Annotated in this window: 22 protein-coding genes; 17 read left to right on the top strand and 5 right to left on the bottom strand. The window is 69.7% G+C overall.

Annotated features, from left to right (window positions below; genetic code table 11):
- The first annotated feature begins 70 nt into the window (after nucleotides 1-70).
- From ABFG95_RS28035 to ABFG95_RS28000, 8 genes are all read left to right on the top strand, one after another.
- Nucleotides 71-1,597: an amidohydrolase family protein gene (locus ABFG95_RS28035; protein WP_068952034.1), complete on the top strand. Its 1,527-nt coding sequence runs from the start codon at nucleotides 71-73 to the stop codon at nucleotides 1,595-1,597.
- 81 nt (nucleotides 1,598-1,678) lie between these two features.
- Nucleotides 1,679-2,770, top strand: coding sequence for an ABC transporter substrate-binding protein (locus tag ABFG95_RS28030; RefSeq protein ID WP_059270435.1), 1,092 nt, complete (start codon nucleotides 1,679-1,681; stop codon nucleotides 2,768-2,770).
- Between the two features lie 12 nt (nucleotides 2,771-2,782).
- A complete protein-coding gene (locus tag ABFG95_RS28025) occupies nucleotides 2,783-3,616 on the top strand; it encodes an ABC transporter permease (protein ID WP_231132942.1) in 834 nt (277 codons plus the stop codon).
- Nucleotides 3,613-4,437 (top strand): ABC transporter permease, encoded by an 825-nt coding sequence (locus ABFG95_RS28020; RefSeq protein ID WP_348995187.1) that lies wholly within the window; start codon nucleotides 3,613-3,615, stop codon nucleotides 4,435-4,437. The genes ABFG95_RS28025 and ABFG95_RS28020 overlap by 4 nt, the downstream gene beginning before the upstream one ends.
- A gap of 18 nt (nucleotides 4,438-4,455) precedes the next feature.
- On the top strand, nucleotides 4,456-5,322 hold the full coding sequence (locus ABFG95_RS28015) for an ABC transporter ATP-binding protein (RefSeq protein WP_059270433.1): 867 nt from the start codon (nucleotides 4,456-4,458) through the stop codon (nucleotides 5,320-5,322).
- 104 nt (nucleotides 5,323-5,426) lie between these two features.
- Nucleotides 5,427-6,803 (top strand): LLM class flavin-dependent oxidoreductase, encoded by a 1,377-nt coding sequence (locus ABFG95_RS28010; RefSeq protein WP_348995186.1) that lies wholly within the window; start codon nucleotides 5,427-5,429, stop codon nucleotides 6,801-6,803.
- 164 nt (nucleotides 6,804-6,967) lie between these two features.
- Entirely contained in the window at nucleotides 6,968-7,681 is a 714-nt protein-coding gene (locus ABFG95_RS28005) for a glutamine amidotransferase (protein WP_175145998.1), read from the top strand.
- A gap of 68 nt (nucleotides 7,682-7,749) precedes the next feature.
- On the top strand, nucleotides 7,750-9,237 hold the full coding sequence (locus tag ABFG95_RS28000) for a hypothetical protein (protein WP_336729422.1): 1,488 nt from the start codon (nucleotides 7,750-7,752) through the stop codon (nucleotides 9,235-9,237).
- Nucleotides 9,238-9,280: 43 nt separating this feature from the next.
- Here the strand turns inward: ABFG95_RS28000 and copD are convergent, their stop codons facing one another.
- The 3 genes from copD to ABFG95_RS27985 all read right to left on the bottom strand — a co-directional run bounded on the left by copD (nucleotide 9,281) and on the right by ABFG95_RS27985 (nucleotide 11,115).
- Nucleotides 9,281-10,168 carry a copper homeostasis membrane protein CopD gene (copD, locus tag ABFG95_RS27995; protein WP_348995185.1) on the bottom strand — a complete coding sequence of 296 codons (888 nt, stop codon included), beginning with the start codon at nucleotides 10,166-10,168 and terminating at the stop codon, nucleotides 9,281-9,283.
- A gap of 1 nt (nucleotide 10,169) precedes the next feature.
- Nucleotides 10,170-10,526, bottom strand: coding sequence for a copper homeostasis periplasmic binding protein CopC (copC, locus tag ABFG95_RS27990; protein WP_049073851.1), 357 nt, complete (start codon nucleotides 10,524-10,526; stop codon nucleotides 10,170-10,172).
- A gap of 160 nt (nucleotides 10,527-10,686) precedes the next feature.
- The gene (locus tag ABFG95_RS27985; protein WP_348995184.1) at nucleotides 10,687-11,115 is read right to left on the bottom strand and encodes a hypothetical protein; all 429 of its coding nucleotides are present in this window, start codon (nucleotides 11,113-11,115) and stop codon (nucleotides 10,687-10,689) included.
- Between the two features lie 169 nt (nucleotides 11,116-11,284).
- On the opposite strand from ABFG95_RS27985, the gene ABFG95_RS27980 reads away from it, so the two are divergent.
- Nucleotides 11,285-11,950 (top strand): ProQ/FinO family protein, encoded by a 666-nt coding sequence (locus tag ABFG95_RS27980; protein WP_081330439.1) that lies wholly within the window; start codon nucleotides 11,285-11,287, stop codon nucleotides 11,948-11,950.
- Between the two features lie 90 nt (nucleotides 11,951-12,040).
- On the opposite strand, the gene ABFG95_RS27975 is transcribed toward ABFG95_RS27980, so the two are convergent.
- Together ABFG95_RS27975 and garD are read right to left on the bottom strand one after the other, a co-directional pair.
- A complete protein-coding gene (locus ABFG95_RS27975; protein WP_175146000.1) occupies nucleotides 12,041-13,018 on the bottom strand; it encodes a tripartite tricarboxylate transporter substrate binding protein in 978 nt (325 codons plus the stop codon).
- Between the two features lie 130 nt (nucleotides 13,019-13,148).
- Nucleotides 13,149-14,723, bottom strand: a complete 1,575-nt coding sequence (gene garD / locus ABFG95_RS27970; RefSeq protein WP_278992047.1) for a galactarate dehydratase — start codon at nucleotides 14,721-14,723, stop codon at nucleotides 13,149-13,151.
- A gap of 246 nt (nucleotides 14,724-14,969) precedes the next feature.
- On the opposite strand from garD, the gene kdgD (ABFG95_RS27965) reads away from it, so the two are divergent.
- The 8 genes from kdgD (ABFG95_RS27965) (at nucleotide 14,970) to ABFG95_RS27930 (ending at nucleotide 24,657) form a co-directional block, all read left to right on the top strand.
- Entirely contained in the window at nucleotides 14,970-15,884 is a 915-nt protein-coding gene (kdgD, locus tag ABFG95_RS27965; RefSeq protein ID WP_348995183.1) for a 5-dehydro-4-deoxyglucarate dehydratase, read from the top strand.
- Nucleotides 15,885-15,945: 61 nt separating this feature from the next.
- Nucleotides 15,946-17,526, top strand: coding sequence for an aldehyde dehydrogenase (NADP(+)) (locus tag ABFG95_RS27960; RefSeq protein WP_348995182.1), 1,581 nt, complete (start codon nucleotides 15,946-15,948; stop codon nucleotides 17,524-17,526).
- 180 nt (nucleotides 17,527-17,706) lie between these two features.
- Nucleotides 17,707-18,621, top strand: coding sequence for a 5-dehydro-4-deoxyglucarate dehydratase (gene kdgD / locus ABFG95_RS27955; protein WP_059270414.1), 915 nt, complete (start codon nucleotides 17,707-17,709; stop codon nucleotides 18,619-18,621).
- Between the two features lie 230 nt (nucleotides 18,622-18,851).
- Nucleotides 18,852-19,574, top strand: coding sequence for a FadR/GntR family transcriptional regulator (locus ABFG95_RS27950; protein ID WP_049073862.1), 723 nt, complete (start codon nucleotides 18,852-18,854; stop codon nucleotides 19,572-19,574).
- A 455-nt stretch (nucleotides 19,575-20,029) separates the two neighbouring features.
- Nucleotides 20,030-21,046, top strand: coding sequence for an amino acid ABC transporter substrate-binding protein (locus ABFG95_RS27945; RefSeq protein ID WP_278992045.1), 1,017 nt, complete (start codon nucleotides 20,030-20,032; stop codon nucleotides 21,044-21,046).
- 106 nt (nucleotides 21,047-21,152) lie between these two features.
- The gene (locus ABFG95_RS27940; protein WP_054504563.1) at nucleotides 21,153-22,361 is read left to right on the top strand and encodes an aminotransferase class I/II-fold pyridoxal phosphate-dependent enzyme; all 1,209 of its coding nucleotides are present in this window, start codon (nucleotides 21,153-21,155) and stop codon (nucleotides 22,359-22,361) included.
- Between the two features lie 3 nt (nucleotides 22,362-22,364).
- Nucleotides 22,365-23,552, top strand: a complete 1,188-nt coding sequence (locus tag ABFG95_RS27935; RefSeq protein WP_348995181.1) for an amino acid ABC transporter permease — start codon at nucleotides 22,365-22,367, stop codon at nucleotides 23,550-23,552.
- Between the two features lies 1 nt (nucleotide 23,553).
- Nucleotides 23,554-24,657, top strand: coding sequence for an amino acid ABC transporter permease (locus ABFG95_RS27930; RefSeq protein ID WP_059269209.1), 1,104 nt, complete (start codon nucleotides 23,554-23,556; stop codon nucleotides 24,655-24,657).
- The last annotated feature ends 52 nt before the right edge of the window (nucleotides 24,658-24,709 follow it).

The following is a 24,709-nucleotide window of genomic DNA, read 5'->3' as shown; positions in this document are numbered from 1 at the left end:
CCCGTAATGTTTGCCAGGCAAGCAGGGACTTCCCCTGCGCCTCGCGACATGACCCACGGAGAGCGCCAGCATGAACCAGCCTTTGCACCCGAGCCACGCGTCACGGTCCGCCGCCGTCAAGGCGACCCTGGATTTCCCGGTGATCGACACTGACGTGCACGTCAACGATTATGCGCCGGTCCTGGAGGACTATGTCCAGCACTACGGCGGCGGCAAGCTGGTGGATGCGCTGCGCAAGGCGCTGGGCTCGCGCTTCGCCACCAAGAGCGGCGGCAAGGACTGGTACCAGCAGACGCCGGCCGAGCGCCAGGACAACCGCACCCTGCGCTCGCCCTGGTGGGCGCGGGTCACGCGCAACACGCTGGACCTGGCCACCTACACCCTGCCCGAGCTGCTCAACGAGCGCCTGGCCGAGCAAGGCGCGGACTACTCCGTGCTGTTCCCCAACGACGTGCTGGCGCCGCTGGCCGCGGGCGACGAGTTCCGCCAGCCGCTGCACCGCGCCATCAACCACTTCCATGCCGACCAGTACCGCAAGTACAGCGACCGCCTGACGCCGGTGGCCGGCATTCCGCTGAACACGCCGCAGGAAGGCATCGAGGAACTGGAGTTCGCGGTCAAGACGCTGGGCCTGAAAGTCATCAACATCGCCGGCGGCGTGAAGCGGCCGATCAAGGCGATCGCGCGCAAGTATCCCGCCGCCGACCATCCCGAGATCTCGAAACACGCCAGCTACATCGACTTCTACGGCATCGACAGCGAGTACGACTATGACCCGTTCTGGGCCAAGGTGGTCGAGCTGGGCGTGCCGGTCACCACGCACTACGGCAGCCAGGGCTGGACCGGCCGCCATTCCATCAGCAACTACATGTTCAACCACATCGGCCACTTCGCCGATGGCTCGCAGGCCTTCGCCAAGGCGCTGTTCTTCGGCGGCGTCACGCGGCGCTTCCCGAACCTGCGCGTGGCGCTGCTGGAAGGCGGCGCCGACTGGGGTTCGCACGTCTACACCCACCTGGTGGACCGCTGGGAAAAGCGCAACCGCGCCGCGGTGCAGAACTACAACCCGGCCAACGCCGACGTGGCGCTGCTGCACGAGCTGTTCCAGCGCTACGGCGCCGATTTCATCCGGGGCCGCGACATTGACCCGCGGCAGTTGCTGCGCGACAGCCTGGGCATCTCGGCCCTGCCGCACAGCCGCGACCCGCATCCGGACGAACTGGACGACTTCGCCGCCGCCGGCATCGAGTCGGTCGAGGACATCCGCAAGCGCTGGGTCGACAGCTTCTACTTCGGCTCGGAATCCGACGACCGCACCGTGGCGGCGGCCTTCAACGACAAGGTCAACCCGCTCGGCGTGAAGATCAACGCCATCTGGTCCTCGGACATCGGCCATTGGGACGTGCCCGACCTCACCGCGCCGCTGGCCGAAAGCTGGGACCTGGTCGAACAGGGCGTGATCAGCGCGCAGGACTTCAAGGCGCTGGTGTTCGGCAACCCCTACCGCTTCTATACCGAGGCCAATCCGGCCTTCTTCCAGGGCACCGCCATCGAGCGCAAGCTCGCCGCCGCCGCGCCCGCGCGCGCGGCCGCCTGATCCCGCCCGCCGCTGTTTGCCTGACCGCCGGGCGGCGTGATGCCGGCCGGTTGCCCGATCCTTTTCTGAATGAGTCTTTCCATGAAGTCATTGATGATCCTGAGTAAACGCGTTGCCGCGCTGGGCCTGGTGGCCCTGGCGGCGTGGGGCGGCAGCGCCCGGGCCGCCGACGTGATCCGCGTCGGCGTGGCCACGGCCGGCGGCGGCGACCCGATCACCTGGGGCGGCTCGCCGGGCGGCGTAGTGCGCGTCAATCAGTGGCTGGAACAGGCCTTCGCCGCGGACGGCGTCAAGGTCGAGTGGCTGTTCTTCAAGGGCGCCGGCCCGGCCGTCAACGAGGCGCTGTCGAACAAGCAGATCGACTTCGCCTACCAGGGCGACCTGCCGCAGGTGGTGGGCCGCGCCAACGGCCTGAAGACCAAGCTGCTGCTGGTCAGCGGCGCGCGCAACAACCTGTACCTGGTGGCGCCGCCGAATTCCCCGCTCAAGTCCATCGAGGACCTGAAGGACCGCAAGGTGTCGATCTTCCGGGGCACCAACGGCCACCTGGTGGCGATCAACGTGCTGGCCGCGCATGGCCTGGCCGAGCGCGACATCAAGGGCGTCAATCTGGATGCCGGCAGCGCCCAGGCGGCGCTGGTGTCCAACGGCGTGGACGCGGCCTTCGGCGGCTACGAATGGTTCAAGGTGCGCGACCAGGGCCTGGCCAAGGTCATCTACAGCACCCAGGGCCAGGACCCCGCCTACACCCGCCAGGCCTCTCTGCTGGTGCGCGAGGACTTCGAGCGCGAGAATCCCGCCCAGGTGCAGAAGGTGGTGGACGTGTTCGTGCGCGCCGCGCAGTGGTCGTCCGACGAGAAGAACCGCGACGCGCTCTTCAAGATCTGGGAAAAGAGCGGCGTGCCCTACGCCTCGTGGCAGGCCGAGTTCGACAAGCAGGACCTGGCCGCGCGCAACTCGCCGCTGATCGACGACTTCATCATCGCCCGCTACAAGGCGGTGGTGGCCGACGCCGCCAAGCTCAAGCTGATCCGCCGCGAGGTCTCGCTGGACGGCTGGTTCGATCCGCGCTACCTGCAGAATGCGCTCAAGGCCCAGGGGCTGGAGCGCTACTGGACCGCGTTCGACGCCGCCGGCAAGCCGGTATCGGGCCCGGCGCAGGCCGCGCGCTGACGGGACCGCGCCATGGCCTCTCTTTCCCATCACGCCCTGCCGCGCCTGGCCCCGGCGCCGGCCTGGGCGCGCCAGGCGGCCTGGACCGCCGCGCCCTGGCTGCTGCCGCTGGCCTTGCTGACGCTGTGGCAAACCGGCGCCAGCCAGGGCTGGATCTCGCCGCAGGTGCTGCCGCCGCCCGCCTTTGTCTGGGACACCCTGCGCGACCTGGCCACCAGCGGCGACCTGTGGCTGAACACCCGCGCCAGTCTGCAGCGGGTGCTGGTCGGCTTCGCGCTGGGCAGCCTGCTGGGGCTGCTGCTGGGCACGGCGATGGGCCTGTCTCGCCGGCTCGAGGCCTACGTGCTGCCGACCTTCAACGCGCTGGTGCAGATTCCCGTGCTGGCCTGGCTGCCGTTCGTGCTGCTGATCGTCGGCATCGGCGAACCGCTCAAGTACATCCTGATCGCCAAGGCGGCGCTGGTGCCGGTCACGCTCAACACCCTGCAGGGCTTTCGCCAGGCCAGCCCGGCGCTGCGCGAAGTGGCGCGGGTCTATGGCTACAGCCGGCGCCAGGAAGTGCTGGAGGTGGTGGTGCCGCTGGCCCTGCCGACGCTCTTCACCGGCCTGCGCCTGGGCTTCACCAAGGCCTGGCTGTCGCTGGTGGTGGTCGAGCTGGTGGCCTCCAGCGAGGGCCTGGGCTACCTGATCGTCTATGGCCGCCAACTGTTCCAGCTGGACCTGGTGATGGCCGCGGTGATCGTGGTCGGCGCCATCGGTTACGCCATCGACCGGCTGCTCGACTGGACCGAGACACGCCTGATCCACGGCCGCCGCGGCGCCGCCAACGTGCAGGTGCGGCCATGAACGCGCCCACGCCTTCCTCGCGCGACGCGGCCGAACTGGCGCTGGCGCAACCGCTGGCCGTGCGCGGCGGCGGCCGCTGGCGCGGCCTGGTGCTGCCGGTGGCCGCCATCGCGCTGTGGTGGCTGCTGGCCCGCGCCGACCTGGTGAACTCGGCCCTGCTGGTGTCGCCCGGCAAAGTGCTGGCCACCGCCGCCGACCAGATCGTCGGCGGCAAGCTGTGGCGCGCGCTGGGCGCCAGCCTGGGCCGCGAGCTGACCGGGTTCGCCATCGGCACGCTGTCCGGCCTGCTGCTGGGGGTGCTGCTGGGCCTGTCGCCCGTGTTCAACCGGCTGGTGGGGCCCAGCTTCAACACCTTCAAGCAGATCTCGCTGTTCGCCTGGATTCCGCTGATCTCGGTGTGGTTCGGGCTGGGCGACACCGCCAAGGTGGTGTTCCTGTCGCTGGCGGCGCTGGTGCCGGTGGTGGTCAACACCTGCGATGGCGTGCGCAACTCGCCGCCCAAGCTGCTGGAGGTGGCGCGGGTCTACGGCTACAGCCGCTGGCAGACCTTCGCCCTGGTGGTGCTGCCGGCCGCCGCGCCGGCGATCTTCACCGGCGTCTACCTGGCGCTGATCTATTCCTGGCTGGCCACCATCGGCGCCGAATACCTGCTGGTGGCGGGCGTCGGCATCGGCAACCTGCTGATCGAGGGCAGCGAACATTTCCAGATGGACCTGGTGATCTTCGGCATGTTCGTGGTCGGGGTGATCGGCTGGCTCATGAATGCCCTGGCCCGCGTGGCCGAACGGCGGCTCGCGCGCCTGCGCGGGCAGGACCAATAACCGCAGGAAAACTCAGGCATGACTCAACCTACTTCGCTGGACCTGTCGCTGCAGGCGGTCGGCAAGCGTTATCCCAGCGCCCAGGCCGAGGGCGGCGTGCTGCAGGTGCTCACGGGCGTGGACCTGGACATCCCCGCCGGCCAGTTCGTTTCCATCGTCGGCGCCAGCGGCTGCGGCAAGTCCACCCTGCTGCGCCTGATCCTGGGGCTGGACGACACCTATGAGGGCGCCATCACCCTGGGCGGCGAGCCGGTGCGCGGCACCGGCCCGGAACGCGGCATCGTGTTCCAGGACCACCGCCTGTTCCCGTGGCTGACGGTGGCGCAGAACATCGCCGTGGGCCTGCGCAACGCGGCGATTTCCAACAACGAAAAGCGCGACCGGGTGGCCGAGCACATCGCCCTGGTGGGGCTGGAAGGCTTCGAGCAATCGTATCCCCACCAGATCTCGGGCGGCATGGCGCAGCGCGTGGCGATCGCGCGCGGCCTGGTCAACCGGCCGCGCGTGCTGCTGCTGGACGAACCCTTCGGGGCGCTCGACGCGCTGACCCGGGCGCGGCTGCAGACCGAGTTGCAGCGCATCTGGCAGAAGGAGCGCATCACCATGATCCTGGTGACGCACGATGTCGAGGAAGCGGTCTACCTGGGCGACCGGGTGGTGATCATGCAGCCGCGCCCGGGGCGCATCCGCCGCATCGTCGACGTGCCGCTGGCGCATGCCCGCAACCGCAGCGATCCACGATTCATCCGCCTGCGCGACGACGTGCTGTCCGACTTCCTGGAGCCGGACGGCGCGCCCGCCGACGACAGCCCGCCGCTGGGCGCGGAGGCGGCCGGCGGCGTGCCGGCGCTGCCGTCGCTGGCCTCGCTGCGGATGGCGTGGTGATGCCAGCGACGGCCACGCCACTTGCCACGCCCTGACCGCCTGTTTCCTCACTTACCGACGGCCGCCGCCCGAGCGAGGCCGCCATTCCTTCTGGAGTGAATTCCATGACCCGCCCCTCGCGCCAGATCAAACTCGGCGCCTTCCTGATGCAGACCGGCCACCACATCGCCGCCTGGCGCCATCCCGAGGCCCAGGCCGACGCGCCGGTCAACTTCCGCCACTACGTCGAACTGGCGCGGCGCGCCGAGGCCGCCAAGTTCGATGCGATCTTCCTGGCCGACTCGGTCGGCGTGCGCAACACCGACCTGCCGTCGCTGTCGCGCACCGCGCGCAGCGACCATTTCGAGCCGCTGACGCTGCTGTCGGCGCTGGCCGCCGTGACCGAGAAGATCGGCCTGATCGCCACCGTCTCCACCACCTACAACGAGCCCTACCACGTGGCGCGCAAGTTCGCCTCGCTCGACCACATCAGCGGCGGCCGCTCGGGCTGGAACCTGGTGACCTCCAGCGGCCAGGGCGAGGCACAGAACTTCAACCTGGACGAACACGTGGAACACGCCCGCCGCTACGCCCGCGCCGCCGAATTCCACGACGTGGTGCTGGGGTTGTGGGACAGTTGGGAGGACGACGCCTTCCTGCGCGACAAGGCCAGCGGCCAGTACTTCGACCCCGCCAAGCTGCATCCGCTGCGCCACCGCGGCGAGCATTTCTCGGTGCGCGGGCCGTTGAACGTGTCGCGCTCGCCGCAGGGCCGGCCGGTGGTGGTGCAGGCCGGCGCCTCGCCCGCCGGCCGCGACCTGGCGGCGCGCACCGCCGAGGTCATCTTCGTGGCGCACCAGACCTTCGACGAAGCCCAGGCGTTCTACCGCGACATCAAGGGCCGCGCCGTGGCGTACGGCCGCGATCCCGACGACATCAAGATCATGCCCGGCATCTTTCCCGTGATCGGCCGCACCCAGGCCGAGGCCGAGGACAAGTTCGCGCGCCTGCAGGACCTGATCCATCCGGTGGTCGGCGTGCAGTTGCTGTCCAACATGATCGGCGGCTTCGACCTGTCGGGCTACCCGGTCGACGGACCGCTGCCCGCCATTCCAGAAACCAACGGCGGCAAGAGCCGCCAGCAATTGCTGATCGATCTGGCGCGCCGCGACAACCTGACGATCCGCCAGCTGTACCTGCGCATCGCCGGGGCCCGCGGCCACCAGCAGGTGGTCGGCACGCCGCAAAGCGTGGCCGACCAGTTGCAGCAGTGGTTCGAGGAGGACGGCGCCGACGGCTTCAACATCATGTCGCCGTGGCTGCCCGGCGGGCTGGATGACTTTATCGAGCTGGCGCTGCCGGAACTGCGCCGCCGCGGCCTGTTCCGCACGGAATACGACGGTTCGACCCTGCGCCAGCACCTAGGCCTGGCGCGGCCCGCGCACCGCGCGGTCGCCAAGGCGCGGGACGCCGCCCGCGCGCGCGAGCCCGCCACGCTGTGAGCCGGCGGGCGTCGCGGCAGGCCAGGCTCGTGCAAAGGCGTCAGAGCCGGGCCGATATCAATCCCGCTCATAGCAGATAGCCGGACAGGGCTATTGATGAATGCGCGCGGCGGCCTCATCATTGCGCGGGACCGATCCGGGACCCGCCGATTACGCCATCCCCCATGCCTCACCGACCGCTAGCCATCCTGCAAATGGGCCGACCGCCCGAAGACCTGCGCGCCACCCATGGCGAACAGGCCGATTGGGTCACGGCCGCCCTGGCGGGCATCGACTCGCCCCTGACGGTGGTCCACCCGGCCGCCGAGGAGGCCCTGCCCGATCCGGCCTCGCTGCGCGGCGCCGTGCTGACCGGCTCCTGGGCCATGGTCACCGACCGGCACCCCTGGAGCGAACGCACCGCGCAGTGGCTGCGCGAGGCGATGGACGCGCAGTTGCCGTTGCTCGGCATCTGCTATGGCCACCAACTGATGGCCCATGCCTTCGGCGGCACGGTCGACTACCATCCGCGCGGCCGCGAAATCGGCCTGCATGCCGTCGCCCGCCTGCCCGCCGCCGAGGCCGACCCGCTGCTGGCGGGCCTGCCCGATCATTTCGCCGCCCACCTGACGCACGAGCAGAGCGTACTGCGACCGCCGGCCGGCGCCACCGTGCTCGCCGGCACCGCCCACGATCCGCACCAGATCCTGCGCTACGGCCCGCACGCGCTGTCGGTGCAGTTCCATCCCGAGTTCACCCCGGGGCTGATGGACGCCTGCCTGGCGCGCCGCCAGGATTTCCTGGCGGCCGAAGGCCACGACGTGGCGGCGCTGCGCGCGGCGTTGGGCCCCACGCCCCACGCGCTGGGCATCCTGCGCGCCTTCGCGGCGGCCTGCTGAGCCGTGCGCGTCCGCGCATCCGGCCCGCGCCGCGCCCGCCGCGCCTGTCCGCGGGCGGGTGTCGCGCCATGATGTATCTGCTCTGGTCCGTGCCGGCGCTGGTGGTCATTGGCGCCATCGCCAGCGGCCGGCTCAATACCACCCTGGCGGCGGTGCTGGGGCTATTGGCGGCCATTCCGGTGGCGCTGTTCACGGCCCCCGCTGCTTTCGGCGCCGGCGCGCTGGGCGGGGCCCTGACGCGCGGCCTCTGGATCGGCGGCGTCATCACGCCCTACATCCTGGGCGGACTGCTGTTCTGGCAGATGGCGGCGCGAGGCGCCCCGCCCGCGGCCGCCACGGCGGGCGCGGACGCGGCCGGAGCGCCGCTCGATCCCCTGGCGCGGCGCCGCCTGCTGTTCTTCGCCTGTTTCCTGGTGGGTCCGTTCGCCGAATCGGCCACCGGCTTCGGCGTCGGCATGCTCGGCACCGTGCTGCTGATCCGCCCGCTCGGTTTCAAGCCGCGCGAACTGATGGTCTTCGCGCTGTTGAGCCAGACCCTGATCCCCTGGGGCGCGATGGGCAGCGGCACGCTGCTGGCATCGGCCTACGCGCGCGTGCCGCCGACGCAACTGGCCCTGTACGGCATGGTGCCCGTGGCCCTGTTGATGGCGGCATGGATGGCGCTGTTCTGGATGACGGCGCGGCGCGCGGGCCTGCCGGCAACGACGGCCGAACGCGGGCGCGAGGCAGCGTGGATGCTGGCCAGCCTGGTCCTGCTGAGCGCCGCGACGGCGCTGCTGGGCCCGGAAACCGCGTTGCTGGCGGCCTATGGCCCGCTGATCGTGCTGCGCTTCGTGCTGGACCGGCGTCCCGGTCGCGCGCAGTTGCGGACCGCGGCCAGCGGCGCGCTGCCCTACATCGTGCTGATCGCCTGCCTGGTCGCCACGCGCCTGGTGCCGGCGCTGAACCAGGGCCTGGCCGGCCTGGCGCGTTTCAGCCCCTATCCCGACCTGCCCGCCTGGGCGCCCTTCCTGCATGCCGGCAGCTGGCTGATCGGCGGCGCGCTGCTGATGGCGGCGCTGCGCCGCCAGCCCGGCCTGCTGGCCGGCAATGCGCGCCACGCCTGGCGCACCGGCAAGCATGCGGTACTGTCCGTCTTCCTGTTCGCGATGATGGCCGAGGTGCTGGCCGGCGCCGGCATTTCGCAGGCCTACGCCGATGGCCTGTTCCGCGCCCTGAATGATTGGACCTTGTTGATCACGCCCCTGATGGCCGGCGCCTTCGGCATCCTGGCCAACAGCGGTAACGCGCCCAACAGCCTGTTCATGCCGTCGCAGCTGTCACTGGCGCAGCACGCCGGCCTGAGCCTGCCCGCGGCCGCGGCGCTGCTGCACGTATCCGGCACGTCGATGGGATTTTTCTCGCCGGTGCGCATGTCCATCGCCGCCGGCCTGGCGCATGGCCACGGCCAGGAACGCCAGGTCTACGCGCGCTTGTTGCCGTTCGCGCTGGCCGCCTTCGGCCTGCTGCTGGCGCTGGCGTTGCTGCTGGTGCTGGCGGGAGGACGGCCCGCATGACGGCACCTCGTGCCGCCGTCATGCCGGACAAGCGCGCCGCCGGCTACGATGGCGACATCAACCCCAATCCCCCCACGATGATCAGCACCGCGGCGCCCACCGCCAGTTCCCGGCAGGTATTGCGCCGGATGGCATGCAGCGCCTGGACCGGATCGCGCCGGATGCGCGGGATCCAACGATAGCGGTTGACCAGCGCCAGGCCCGTCATCGCCAGGGCCAGCGCGACCTTGAGCAGCAACACCCCCACATAGGCCCACCCCGGATGCGGCAGCGTCGGCCCCAGAATCAGCGCCGCATTGGCCACGCCGCTCAGCAGCAGGACCATGACGGCGACATGCCCGCAGGCGGAAAACCGCAACAGCGCGCCGGTGGCCTCGGCACGGTCCCCCGGCTGGCGCCAGGCCGCCAGCCATGCCAGGAACACCGGCAGCGATCCGAGCCAGAACGCGGCCGCCAGCACGTGCAGATAGTCATTGAGCGCGTGCGCCATGCCCCAGCCGCCTTCGTGCATCGCCGCGTGGCCCGTGAAAGCCAGCGGCGCCAGCGCCACCGCCGCCGGGCCGGCCAGCCACGACGGCCGGCCCGGCCGCAGCCCCAGCGCCACGCCCAGCACGGCGGCCGCGCACAACGCGCGCACCGTCCAGGCCTGGCCGTAGCGGGTCTGCTGGGTCACCGTGTCCAGCAAGTCGCCGTCCAGTATCGCGCGCCAGTCGCCGGCGATAGTGGCGGCCTGCAACGGCAGCAGGCACAGCGTCGCCACCAGCCCCGCCGCGCCGACGCGCAGCAGGGCCGGCCGCAGCGCCGCTTCCGCCGCCACGCCCAGGCGCGGCGAGCCGCCCACGGCCAGCATGGCGCTGGCGCCGAACAGCACGGCCGCCGCGCCGGCGCTCACGGCGCGGCACAGCGCAAACACGACCCACAACGTGTCCATCTCAGGGCTTGACCGTGAATGTCCAGGCCCCATTGGTCTTGTGGCCGTCCTTGGACAGGGCCTGCCATTTCACGGTATAGGCGCCCGCCGGCAAGGGGTTGGCGACGGGCAGCACCAGCGTCTTGTCATCGCCGGGCGCGGGCGCCGCCTTGGCCTGCACCGCCTGCTTGCCGGCCGCGTCCAGCACTGTCAACGAGGAAAACGCGGGCTCCAGCCCTTCGGAGAAGCTGGCCGTCACCGAGGACGGCGCGGCTACCTCGGCCTTGTCGGCCGGCGTGGCGCGTTGCAGGTGGGCATGGGCCCAGGCCCATTGCGGGGCGAGCGCCAGCGTGGCGGCGATGAATACGGGTTTGAACATGATCGGACTCCAAGGGTTCGGCGGCGCCAGGCCGCGCGGAAAAGGATGGCGCGTGCGCGAGGTTGCGCGCACGCGAAGTCGGAAGACTCGGGATCTGGGGCGGGCGCGTCCCCGGCATCGCGCGCCACGGACGTGGCGCGCGCCGGGACGGGCGCAGTGATCAGGCCGCGCGCGGCGGCGCGCGCGATTGTTGCGGCAGCCAGGCCGGCGCGCCATGCGGGCATGGCGTGGCCCGCGCGGCGCGCGGCAGGGCTGGGGCCGCCAGCGGCAGGCGCCAGGCCAGCCCCGCGAACGCAGGCGGACCGGCGCCGGTCAACATGGCGCAACTGGCGGCGCAGCAATGCGGCAAGGTGCCGCCCACGCCGTGGGGAACGGGGGGAACGGCCGGGGCCGTGTCGGCGGCGGCATCCGCGCCATCCAGTGTCACGACGCGGGGACCGCTGGCCGTGCACAGGATGACGGAAGCCCCTGTTGCGGCGTCCATCGGCAGGGGCGCGCCCAGCGCCGTCGAGGCCACCAGCGACTGCAAAACCAGCAGCCCCGCCGCCAGCCACCCCAGCGCGCGGCGGGCGGCGGCGGACGTGCGCATAAACGTAACCGGCGTGTGCATCCCCATGGTGCCGACGAGCTTACGACGGCCGCCGGACGCCCGCAACTTCAATCCGACACGCCACAACTGTTATGCTGCACGCTTTCAACATTTGAAGTCGCAGCACACCATGGGTCTAGAACAGCTCGCCGCAATCCGAGAACTGCTGTTGAAGCAGGCTCCCGAAGAGGCGGCTTCCAAAAAGAAAACCGCCCGTCCGGCCGGCAACGACGCGGGGTCGCGCAAGCCGGCCGCGCGTCCGTCCGACGATGCGGCTGCCGCCCGGAAGAAACCTGCGCGTTCGCCGGCCGGCGAACGACGCGAGGCGCCGGCGGTCGACCCGGTGCTCATCGCCATTTCGCGACTGCAGCGGCAATTCCCCAAAGCCTTCCCCAAGAAGCCGGCGCCCAAGGTGCCGCTCAAGCTGGGGGTGCTGGAAGATCTGGTGCAGCACGCCAAGACCCTGCAGCTCAGTCCCGATGAGATCAAGCAGGCCGTCAAGACCTGGTGTGACGGCCGCCGCTACTGGGATTGCATGGTCGAGTCCGCCGCGCGCGTGGACCTGAACGGCGAACCCGCCGGCGCCGTCACCGCCAACGAGGCGCAGCACGCCAAGCGCATGGCCTCGCGTCGCCACGCCAAGGCGGGCGGCGGCCGTGGCGGCAAGGGCAATGCGAACAAGGGCAAGCCGGCCGCGGAAGGCGCCAAGCAATCGGCGCAGGCCGAGGCCGCCGCGCCCGCCGATACGTCCGTGGACGCGCCGGTCGACACGTCTGTCGATACCTCGGTGGCAACGCCGGCCCAGGCGCCGTCGGATACGCAGGCCACCGACTGATCGCGGCATTCCAAAAAAAGCGGACCGTGCGGCGCCAGGCGCTCCACGGTCCGCGGTCTTTTGGAGGGTCGGGCGTGCCGGCCGCCCGCTTCAATCCAGCCGGATATCCGCGCTCTGCACTACCTTGGCCCAGCGCGCCCGCTCGCTGTTGAAGAACTGCGCCAGCTGCGCCGGGTCGCGCACCACGATCTCGGCGCCCTGCTCGTTCAGCTGCGATTTCACGTCGGGCTGGTTGACGATCTGCCCCATCAGCGTGGCCAGCAGGCTGGCGGTCTTGTCGGTGGTGGTGGCCGGCGCCATCACGCCCTGCCAGGTGCCGGACTCGAAGCCCGCCACGCCCTGCTCCGAAATCGTCGGGATGTCGGCCACCAGTTGCATGCGTTCCCTCTTGGAAATCGCGATCGCGCGCAGCTTGCCGCCCTTGATGTGCGGCAGCGTCGCCAGCAGGCCGTTCATGATGACCTGGGTCTGGCCGCCGATGGTGTCCGTCACCGCCTGCGAACCGCCCTTGTAGGGCACGTATTCCCATTGCGCGCCGGTGGCCTGCTGCACCGCCACGGCCGCCAGGTGCGGCGCGCTGCCAATGGCGGTGACAGCGAAATTCAGGCGTTGCTTCTTCGACAGCGCCACCAGCTCCGGCACGGTCCTGGCGGGTACATCAGGATGCACCGCCAGCACGTGCGGCGAATACGCCAGCATGCCGACCGCGCGCAGATCCCTGGACGGATCGAAGCTGAGCTTGGTGTAGACCGACGGGCTGATCGCCAGCGCGCCGACATCGCACAGCAGCACCGAGTGGCCCTCCTGCGCCGACTGCGCCACGATGCCGGCGCCCAGGTTGCCGTTGGCGCCGGGTTTGTTCTCGACCACCACCGTCTGTTTGAGCGCTTCGGCCAGGCGCGGCGCGATCACGCGCGCGATGATGTCCGACGAACCGCCGGGCGGATACGGCACCACGATGCGCACCGGCCGCGTCGGCCATGCCTCCGCCTGGGCCCAGGCCGGCGTCAGGCGCGCCAGTCCCAGCGCGGCGGCGCCGGCCAGCAGGTGCCTTCTGTTTGAATCCATGTTGTCTCCGTTGTCGTTGTAAGGGGTGTGTCCAGGCCGGCCGCGGCAGGCCGGGTCCGGCCCCCGCCGCCATGCGCCGGGAAGCCGCCGGCGTTGGCGCCGCCCTCGGGCGCCGCCAACGGGAAAAGCCTCAGGTCACCGGACCCGGATTGAACAGCGCCAGGGCGTTGTGCAGTTTGAGTGTCTCGGCACAGGTCTGGCGCCGGCCGCTGGCCACGTCCAGCATCAGGCGGAACAGCTCCCAGCCCACCTCCTCGATGGAGGCCTGCCCGGTGGCGATGCGGCCCGCGTCCACGTCCATCAGGTCGTGCCAGCGCCGCGCCAGGTCGCTGCGGGTGGCGACCTTGATCACCGGCACCTGCGCCAGCCCGTAGGGGGTGCCGCGCCCGGTGGTGAAGATGTGCAGGTTCATGCCCGCCGCCAATTGCAAGGTGCCGCAGATGAAGTCGCTGGCCGGCGTGGCCGCGAAGATCAGGCCCTTGCGCGTCAGCCGTTCGCCCGGCGACAGCACGCCGTCGATATTGGACGTGCCGGACTTGATGATCGACCCCATCGCCTTCTCGACGATGTTGGACAGGCCGCCCTTCTTGTTGCCCGGGCTGGTGTTGGCGCTGCGGTCGGCGCTGCCGCGTTGCAGGTATTCGTCGTACCAGGCCATTTCGCGCACCAGCGCCTGCGCCACTTCCGGCGTGGCGGCGCGCGCGGTCAACTGGTCGATGCCGTCGCGCACCTCGGTGTTTTCCGAGAACATCACGGTGCCGCCGGCGCGCACCACCAGGTCGGCCGCGAAGCCCACCGCCGGATTGGCCGTCACCCCCGAGAACGCGTCGCTGCCGCCGCACTGCACGCCCACCACCAGCTCGGACACCGGACAGGTTTCGCGGCGGCGCTGGTCCAGGATCCGCAGATGGCGCTCGGCGGTGCGCATGATGTTGGCGATCATGGACTCGAAGCCCACGTGTTCGTCATCCTGCAGCACGATGGTATCGACGCCGCCGTCCGCCGCCATGCCCCCGCCAGCGCGGATCGGGATGGCGCCGGGCGCCAGCAGGCGCTCGGGCTGCAGTTTCTCGCATCCCAGGCTCACCACCATCGTGGTGCCGCCAAAGTTGGGATTGCGGGCGATGTTGTGCAGCGTGCGCACCGGAATCGCCGCGCCCGGCGCGTCGATGGCGACGCCGCAGCCATAGGTGTGCTCGATGCCCACCACCCCGTCGACATTGGGATAGCGCGGCAACAGCTCGCGGCGGATGCGCTCGACCGCGTGTTCGACCACGCCCTGCACGCATTGCACCGTGGTGCTGATCGCCAGGATATTGCGCGTGCCGACGGTGCCGTCGGCATTGCGGTAACCCTCGAACGTGTAGCCTTCCAGCGGCGGCAGCGGCGCGCGCTTGCGCGTGCCGACCGGCAGGTCCTGCAGCGTGCGCGCGGCGGGCATGGTGGTGACGCGCTCATTGACCCAGCTGCCGCGCGGCAGGTCGCGCGCGGCGTAGCCCACGATGACGTTGTAGCGGCGCACCGGCTCGCCCTGCGCCAGGTCGCGCAGCGCCACCTTGTGGCCTTGCGGCACGGCCTCGACCAGCGTCAGGCCGCCGGGCAGCGCGGCGCCGGCCGCCAGGCCGCCGTCATTGGCGACGATGGCGACGTTGTCCTCGGGATGAATCTTGATCAGCACGGGCGCTGGGCCAGCCGCGGGCAGCATGGGGGAGTCCTTTGAGAATGGGGCGCCGCGGCAGGCGGCGCGCGATAAGTTATCGTACAACTAATGCAATTATGCTTTGCCCCAAGCCCGGCTAGCATTGCGGATTTCCCGAACATTACGCCTGCAAGCGCTGGCCAATCGGTTGAATCGACTAAAATCATGTTGTACGATGACGTACCTATTCAATCGGGTCCGCACAACAGGCTCGCCTGCCTGCGGTCACCCGCCACTTACGGAAACCCGCCCATGACCACGCCGCAGGAGCTCAAGGCCATCGTCTCGGAAGGACTGCTCTCCTTCCCCGTGACCGATTTCGACGCGCAAGGCAACTTCAACGCCAAGACCTACGCCCAGCGCCTGGAATGGCTGGCCCCCTACGGCGCCACCGCCCTGTTCGCCGCCGGCGGAACCGGCGAGTTCTTCTCGCTGGCCCCCGATGAGTATTCGGATGTCATCCGCACCGCCGTCACCACCTGCGCCGGCAAGGTGCCGATCCTGGCCGGCGCCGGCGGCCCCACCCGCCTGGCCATCGCCTACGCCCAGGAAGCCGAGCGCCTGGGCGCCAAGGGCGTGCTGCTGCTGCCGCACTACCTGACCGAAGCCTCCCAGCAAGGCATCGCCGACCACGTCGAACAGGTCTGCAAGTCCGTCAAGATCGGCGTCATCGTCTACAACCGCGCCCAGTCGCGCCTGTCGGCCGACCACCTGGCCCGCCTGGCCGAGCGCTGCCCCAACCTGATCGGCTTCAAGGACGGCGTCGGCGACATCGAAGCCATGGTCCGCATCCGCCGCAAGCTGGGCGACCGCTTCTCCTACCTGGGCGGCCTGCCCACCGCCGAGGTCTATGCCGCCGCTTACCGCGCGCTCGGCGTGCCGGTGTATTCATCGGCCGTCTTCAACTTCGTGCCCAAGACCGCGATGCAGTTCTACCGCGCCATCGCCGCCAATGACCACGACACCACCAACCGCCTGCTCGACGAGTTCTTCCTGCCCTACCTGGAGATCCGCAACCGCTGCCCCGGCTACGCCGTCAGCATCGTCAAGGCTGGCGCCAAGCTGGTCGGCCACGATGCCGGCCCGGTGCGCGCCCCGCTGACCGACCTGCGTCCCGAGGAACTGGAGATGCTCGACGCCCTGATCCGCAAGCTGGGCCCGCAATAGGCCCGCGACGCGCCACACCTGTTCGCCCCCGTTCCGGGGGCGTTTTCATTCGGAGAGATTCATGACCTTGACCGGCAATATGTTGATCGGCGCCCAGTCCGTAAAAGGCGCCGGCGCCCCGCTGCACGCCATCGACCCGGCCCGCGGCGAACCGCTGCAACCCGGTTTCTGCGCCGGCACCGCCGAGGACGTGGCGCGCGCCGCGGAGCTGGCCGCCGCCGCGTTCGACCCCTACCGCGCCGCGCCGCTCGAGACCCGCGCGCAATTCCTCGAAAGCATCGCCGAAGGCATCCTGGCGCTGGGCGATGCGCTGATCGAGCGCACTCACCTGGAAACCGGCCTGCCGCTGGCCCGCCTGCAGGGCGAGCGCGGCCGCACGGTCGGCCAGTTGCGCCTGTTCGCGCGCGTGGTGCGCGACGGCTACTTCCTGGACGCCACCGTCGACCCCGCCCAACCCGACCGCCAGCCGCTGCCGCGCGCCGACCTGCGCCTGGCCAACGTGCCGCTAGGCCCGGTGGCCGTATTCGGCGCCAGCAACTTTCCGCTGGCGTTCTCGGTGGCGGGCGGCGACACCGCGTCGGCGCTGGCCGCCGGCTGCCCGGTGATCGTCAAGGCCCACAACGCCCATCCCGGCACCTCCGAAATGGTGGGCCGCGTGATCCAGCAAGCGGTGGCCAAGCACGGCCTGCCCGAAGGCGTGTTTTCGCTGCTGTTCGGCGCCGGCAACGAGATCGGCACCGCGCTGGCGACGCACCCGGCCATCACCGCGGTCGGCTTCACCGGCTCGCGCCGCGGCGGCCTGGCCCTGGTGGCTGCCGCCAACGCGCGCCCGGTGCCGATTCCGGTGTATGCCGAGATGTCCAGCATCAACCCCGTCTTCCTGCTGCCCGCCGCCCTGGAAGCGCGCGCCGAAACCATCGCCAAGGGCTTCGTCGAATCGCTGGTCATGGGCGTGGGCCAGTTCTGCACCAACCCCGGCCTGGTGATCGGCATCGAAGGCCCGGCGCTGGAGCGCTTCCGCCAGGCCGCCGGGCAGGCGGTGCAGGCCAAGGGCGCCGCCACCATGCTGACCCCCGGCATCTTCGCCGCCTACACACAGGGCGAACAGGCCCTGGCCGGCCACGCCAGCGTCGCCACGCTGGGACGCGGCGAAGCCTCGCGGCCCGCCGCCAACGCCGCCGGCCCCGCCGTCTTCGGCACCGACGCCACCCGCTTCCTGGCCTCGCCCGAGCTGGAGGCCGAAGTGTTCGGCCCCGCCTCGCTGGTGGTGGCATGCCGCGACGCCGCGCAGATGCGCGAGGTGGCCGAGCACCTGGAAGGCCAGCTGACCGCGACCCTGTTCGTGGACGACGCCGACGCCGACATGGCGCGCGGCCTGCTGCCGGTGCTCGAACGCAAGGCCGGCCGGATCCTGGCCAACGGCTATCCCACCGGCGTCGAAGTCAGCCATGCGATGGTGCACGGCGGCCCGTTCCCGGCCACCTCCAACCCCGCCTCGACCTCGGTAGGCGCCACCGCCATCCGCCGTTTCCTGCGCCCGGTCTGCTACCAGGACCTGCCCGACGCGCTGCTGCCCGACGGCCTCAAGCGCGCCAATCCGCTCGGCCTGCCGCGCATGACCGACGGCGTGCTGTCGGCCTGATCCGCTTCCAGCGAAGCCATGAACGGGCGGCCATGGGCCGCCCGTTTTCTTTTGGATCGGCGCGCAGGCATTGTCGATTCAACTTGTATGTTGTACGATGACATACATCATCAGTTACCCAATCCCCGGTCGCGGGCATGACGCCACGGCGGCCTTCACTTCGCTTCAATGGACCCAGGCATGACCACACCCCAGGAACTCAAGGCCATCGTCTCGGAAGGACTGCTCTCCTTCCCCGTGACCGATTTCGACGCGCAAGGCAACTTCAACGCCAAGACCTACGCCCAGCGCCTGGAATGGCTGGCCCCCTACGGCGCCACCGCCCTGTTCGCCGCCGGCGGCACCGGCGAGTTCTTCTCGCTGGCCCCCGACGAGTATTCGGATGTCATCCGCACCGCCGTCACCACCTGCGCCGGCAAGGTGCCGATCCTGGCCGGCGCCGGCGGCCCCACCCGCCTGGCCATCGCCTACGCCCAGGAAGCCGAGCGCCTGGGCGCCAAGGGCGTGCTGCTGCTGCCGCACTACCTGACCGAAGCCTCCCAGCAAGGCATCGCCGACCACGTCGAACAGGTCTGCAAGTCCGTCAAGATCGGCGTCATCGTCTACAACCGCGCCCAGTCGCGCCTGTCGGCCGACCACCTGGCCCGCCTGGCCGAGCGTTGCCCCAACCTGATCGGCTTCAAGGACGGCGTCGGCGACATCGAAGCCATGGTCCGCATCCGCCGCAAGCTGGGCGACCGCTTCTCCTACCTGGGCGGCCTGCCCACCGCCGAGGTCTATGCCGCCGCCTACCGCGCGCTCGGCGTGCCGGTCTACTCGTCGGCCGTCTTCAACTTCGTGCCCAAGACCGCGATGCAGTTCTACCGCGCCATCGCCGCCAACGACCACGACACCACCAACCGCCTACTCGACGAGTTCTTCCTGCCCTACCTGGAGATCCGCAACCGCTGCGCCGGCTACGCCGTCAGCATCGTCAAGGCTGGCGCCAAACTGGTCGGCCACGATGCCGGCCCGGTGCGCGCGCCGCTGACCGACCTGCATCCCGAGGAACTGGAGATGCTCGACGCCTTGATCCGCAAACTCGGCCCGCAGTAAACGCCGGCCCGCGGCGGGCGGCCACGCGCCGACCACTGCCTCTTGCGGTTCCGCGCAGCCAGGACGCCCTCCGCCCACCGGAGGGCGTCCTGCTTTGGGCGCCACGGCCACGGCGCCAGGACCCCGCCCCAGCCATGGCCCGATAACGCTCCTGTATGCTGTCATACGGCATCGGGCGTTTATCATAGGGATTACGGCCCTCCCGGCGCCGCAACCCTACAAGAGAGACAATGGAAACTCCCCGGCCCCGCCCACGCTCGCGCCTGACCGACGTCGTGATCGACGAACTGACCAAGCGCCTGGACGCCCGCCAGTACCGCCCCGGCGACAAGCTGCCGTCCGAGCATGCGCTGTGCGCCGAATTCGACGTCAGCCGCACCGTGATCCGCGAGGCCGTGGCCTCGATGCGCCTGAGCGGCCGGCTGGTCAGCAAGGCCGGCATCGGCGTGTTCGTCACCGAAGACCGCGAAAAGCCCATCGATTTCGTCGTCGCCCCGGCGGCCGATCCGCGGTGGGCGCTGCACATCATGGAACTGCGCGCCGGCCTCGAGGTCGAGGCCTGTGGCCTGGCGGCCGAGCGCCGCAGCGCCGCCGACCTGAGCGGCATCGTCGAGGCCTTCGACGCCTTCAACCGCGCCACCCGCGACATGGAAGCCGCCGTCAAGGCCGACTACGAGTTCCACCTGTCGATCGCGCGCGCGTCCAACAACCCGCACTTCCCGGCCCTGCTGCAGGCGGCGGTGCGCGACGTGATGCTGGACCTGAACATCAAGCACGGCGGCAAGACGCCCGAAGAGCTGGAGGTCTACGAGACCCGCAACGTGCAGGAGCACGAAGCCATCCTGACCGCCATCATGCGCCGCGATCCCGGCGCCGCGCGCGCCGCCATGGCCCGCCACCTGGGCGACAGCATCGCCCGCTACCGCAAGCTGCTGTCCAATCCGCCGGCCTGACCGGCGCCGCGCTCCTTCCCAGTACGCCCGGGCCCACGGAACCCTCCCGGGCGGCGACCCGCCGCCTTGGTCCGTCGCCTGCCCCGCGCCGCGCCTCATGGCGCCCGTCCGCGCGCGCCATATAACCGCTGCCGACATTGCAAATTACGGGAATCCCCTGACTTGCTCACTTGTATGACGGCTGCCATCATACGTCTCATCAGTTATGCAAGATCTGCCGTCCAAGTGCCGCCGATGAGCCTGTTGCCTGTCCCCCGCCCGACCTTCCAACGCTACGCCGCCCGCCTCCACCGGTAAGGCCCGCCCGGAAGGCCATCGTCGCCGACGCCCCGCCTTTCCCCTCCCCGTCCCAAGCGCCTGTCCCATCCCCGCCCGCCCGGGGGATGCGACGGTGCGCCGCCGGTCTGTTTCCTAGCCATTCCCTGCCCTTTTCCGTACCCCTGGAGAACACTCTCATGCGCAAGTTCCTGACCACCGCCGTCGCGGCGACCCTGGTGTGCGTTGCCTCCGGCGCCCAGGCCGGCGTCACTTTCGAAGCCGTCAAGAAAAAAGGCTTCCTGCAATGCGGCTTTGCCGGCATTCCCGGTTTCTCGGTGCTCGACAGCAAGGGCGAATGGACCGGCCTGGACGTGGACATGTGCCGCGCCGTGGCCGCCGCGATGTTCGGCGACGCCTCGAAGGTCAAGGGCAACGTGCTGACCGCGCAGGCCAAGTTCACGGCCCTGCAATCGGGCGAGATCGACATGCTGTCGCGCAACACCACCCAGACCCTGACGCGCGACACCACCCTGGGCCTGATCGGCGTGGGCGTGAACTTCTACGACGCCCAGGGCCTGATCGTGAAGAAGTCGATGAACGTCAAGACGGTCAAGGAGCTGGACGGCGCCACGGTCTGCGTGCAGCCCGGCACCACCACCGAACTGAACCTGGCCGACTACTTCCGCGCCCGCGGCATCACCTTCAAGCCGGTGCTGGTCGAGAACTACGACGAGAACTTCCGCCTGCTGGAGTCGGGCCGCTGCGACGCCTACACCAACGACAAGTCCAACACCGCCGCCAACATGCGCACCCGCCTGGCCAAGCCGGACGACTGGGAGATCCTGCCGGAGAACCTGTCCAAGGAGCCGCTCGGCCCCATGGTGCGCCAGGGTGACGAACAGTGGTTCAACGTGGTGCGCTGGTCGCTCAACGCCATGCTCGAAGCCGAGGAATACGGCATCACCTCCAAGAACGTCGACGAGATGCTCAAGAGCACCAACCCCAACGTGCAGCGCATCCTGGGCGTGACGCCCGGCATGGGCAAGAACCTGGGCCTGGACGACAAGTGGGCCTACAACATCATCAAGCAGGTCGGCAACTACGGCGAAAGCTACGACCGCGCCATGGGCAAGGACAGCCCCCTGAAGCTGGACCGCGGCCTGAACAAGCTGTGGACCCAGGGCGGCCTGATGTACGGCTGGCCCGTGCGCTGAGCGCCTCTCGCGCGGCCCGGCGATGACTCCGGGCCGCGCCGCGTTTTCCCGATTTCCGCGGACCGACCGCCTCGCGCCGGCCTTCGCATTCTTTGAAGCAGTCACCATGAACAGCATCGTCAACGCCCGCCTCAAGCAGATCAAACCCTCCCCCAGCATGGCCGCCAAGATCGTGGTCGACGAATTGCGCCGCGCCGGGCGCGAGATCGCCGACTTCACCCTGGGCGAGCCCGACATGGCCACGCCCGCCCACATCGCGCGCGCCGGCCAGGACGCCATCGCCGGCGGCGACATCCGCTACACCAGCCCCAACGGCACGCCGGGCCTGCGCCGCGCCATCGCCGGCAGCCTGGAGCAGACCCTGGGCGCCAAGTACGGCCTGGACCAGATCACCGTGGGCGCCGGCGCCAAGCAGATCATCGGCGCGGCCCTGACCGCCAGCCTGGAACCGGGCGACGAAGTGATCGTGTGCGCGCCGTACTGGGTGTCGTATCCCGACATGGTGCTGCTCAACGAGGGCAAGCCGGTGGTCGTGACCGGACCCGAATCGCAGGGCTTCAAGCTCGACGCCGCCAGCCTGGAGGCGGCCATCACCCCGCGCACCCGCTGGCTGATCCTGAATTCGCCCAGCAACCCCAGCGGCGCGGTCTACAGCCGCGCCGAGATGCGTGCCCTGACAGAAGTGCTGGTGCGCCATCCGCGCGTCTGGATCCTGAGCGACGAAATCTATGCGCCGTTCTGCTACGGCGCCGAAGCGCACGTCTCGCCGGTGCAGGTCGAGCCGCGCCTGGCCGAGCGCACGCTGATCGTCAACGGCATGTCCAAGGCCTACGCCATGACCGGCTGGCGCATCGGCTACGGCGCCGGCCCGGCCGACCTCATCAAGGCCATGAGCACGGTCATGTCGCAAAGCACCAGTTGCCCCAGCGCCATCTCGCAGGCCGCGGCCCAGGCCGCGCTCGAAGGCGACCAGTCCAGCGTGACCGAGATGGTCGCCATCTTCAAGGCGCGCCGCGACCTGATCGTGCGGCGCCTGAATGCGATTCCCGGCATTTCCTGCGCCACGCCCGACGGCGCCTTCTACGTCTACGCCAACGTCGCCGGCCTGATCGGCCGCAAGGGGCCGGACGGCGAACTCAAGACCGACCTGGACGTCAGCCTGTTCTTCCTGCGCCAGGCCGGCGTGGCGGTGATCGACGGCGGTTCGTACGGTCTGTCGCCGTATGTGCGGTTCTCCTTCGCCACCGCCACCGAAGTGATCGAACAGGGCATGGACCGGCTGGCCGCCGCGGTCGGCGCGCTGATGGCGGGCTGAACCGTGGGCAAGCAGAGCAATGCCAACGCGCGGCGAGCGCCGCGCCGCTGGTCCTGGAACGATCCGGCCACCCGCGCCCTGGCCTACCAGGCCCTGGCGCTGGCGCTGGCGGGATCGGCGATCTGGTTCCTGGTCCACAACACCCTGCAGAACCTGGCGCTGCGCAACATCGCCACCGGTTTCGGCTTTCTCACGCGCGAAGCCGGTTTCGCCATCGGCGAATCGCCCATCGCCTACGGGCCGGCCGACACCTACGGCCGCGCCATCGTCGTGGGCATCCTGAACACGCTGCGGGTCGGCCTGCTGGCGCTGGTGGCCGCCACCGTGCTGGGCGTGCTGATCGGCGTGGGCCGGCTGTCCAGGAACTGGCTGGTCGCGCGGCTGGCCTCGATCTACGTCGAGGTCATGCGCAACGTGCCGCTGCTGCTGCAGCTGTTCTTCTGGTATGCGCTCATCACCGAGAACATGCCGGGTCCGCGCCAGGCGCACAACCCGCTGCCGGGCGTCTTCATCTCCAACCGCGGCCTCAAGGTGCCGGGGCTGGAAGGCGCCTCGCTCGACTGGGTGCTGGCTGGGCTGGGCCTGGCGGTAGTGGCCATCCTGTTCCTGGGCCACTGGGGCAAGAAGCGCCAGGAAGCCACCGGCCAGGCGTTCCCGCTGGGCCGCGCCGCCATCGGCCTCTTGATCGGCCTGCCGGTGATCGGCTGGCTCGCCAGCGGTGCCTCGCTGACGCTGGACATGCCGGCACTGAAGGGCTTCAACTTCACGGGCGGCCTGACGCTGACGCCGGAGTTCGCGGCGCTGCTGCTGGGCCTGGTGATCTACACCGCGGCGTTCATCGCCGAGGTGGTGCGCTCGGGCATCCAGGCGGTCGGCAACGGCCAATGGGAAGCGGCCGGCGCCCTCGGATTGCGGCGGCCGCTGGCGCTGCGCCTGGTGGTGCTGCCGCAAGCTTTGCGGGTCATCATTCCGCCCATGACCAGCCAGTATCTCAATCTGTTGAAAAACAGCTCGCTGGCCGTGGCGATCGGCTATCCGGACATCGTGTCGGTGGTCAACACCACGCTGAACCAGACCGGGCAGGCCATCGAGGGCATTCTCATCATCATGGGCGCGTACCTCACGGTCAGCCTGTCGATCTCGATCTTCATGAACTGGTACAACAAGCGCATCGCGCTGGTGGAGCGTTGATATGAGCAGCACTACGCATATCCCCAGTGAAGGGCTGCCGCCGCCCAAGACCCATGTCGGCGCGTGGGCGTGGCTGCGCTCGCGCCTGTTTTCCTCGCCGCTGAACATCCTGATCACGGTGCTGCTGGCGTGGTTCCTGTTGATGTCGGTGCCGGCGCTGGTCGAGTGGGCCTTCATCAAGGCCAACTTCACCGCCGCCAACGCGCAGGAATGCCGCGCCTCGGTGGGCGGGGCCTGCTGGGCCTTCATCATCGAGAAGCACCGGCTGATCCTGTTCGGCACCTATCCGTACGACGAGCAATGGCGGCCGCTGATCGCGACCATCATCCTGGTCGCCGTGATCGTGTGCAGCGGCATCCGTCGTTTCTGGAACTGGAAGCTCGCCATCATCTGGACCGTCGGCCTGACCGCCGTGGCGATCCTGATGTGGGGCGGCGTGCTGGGCCTGACCTACGTCGAGAACGCGCGCTGGGGCGGCCTGCCGCTGACGCTGATCCTGTCGACGTTCGGCATCGCCTTCGCCTTCCCGATCGGCGTGCTGCTGGCCCTGGGCCGGCGCTCGAAGATGCCGGCCATCAAGGCGCTGTGCGTCGTGTACATCGAGCTGATCCGCGGCGTGCCGCTGATCAGCCTGCTGTTCATGTCGTCGGTGATGCTGCCGCTGTTCCTGCCCGAAGGCTTCTCCATCGACAAGCTGCTGCGCGCGCAGATCGCGATCATCATGTTCGCGGCCGCGTACATCGCCGAAACGGTGCGCGGCGGGTTGCAGGCGATCCCCAAGGGCCAGTACGAAGGCGCCGACTCGCTCGGCCTGAACTACTGGCAGCAGATGCGCAAGATCATCCTGCCGCAGGCGCTCAAGATCGTGATCCCGCCGCTGGTCAGCATCTTCATCGCGCTGTTCAAGGACACGTCGCTGGTGGTGATCATCGGCATCTTCGACCTGACGCTGGCGGCCAAGGCGGCCCTGTCCGACGCGGCATGGCGCGGATTCGGGGTGGAGGCGTATCTGTTCATCTCGCTGATCTACTTCGTCTTCTGCTTCTCCATGTCCAAATACAGCCAGGCGCTGGAAAAACGCCTGGCCACCGGTCACGCACGATAGAACCTTGCCGCGGGCCCGCCACGGGCGGGCCCGCAACGCGATATTTACGGGA

The sequence above is a fragment of the Achromobacter sp. HNDS-1 genome, assembly GCF_040084795.1.
In the GTDB taxonomy this organism is placed as follows: Bacteria; Pseudomonadota; Gammaproteobacteria; order Burkholderiales; family Burkholderiaceae_B; genus Achromobacter; species Achromobacter ruhlandii.
Note: the sequence above shows the minus strand (reverse complement) of the source record. Positions and strands in the feature narration are given on the sequence as shown.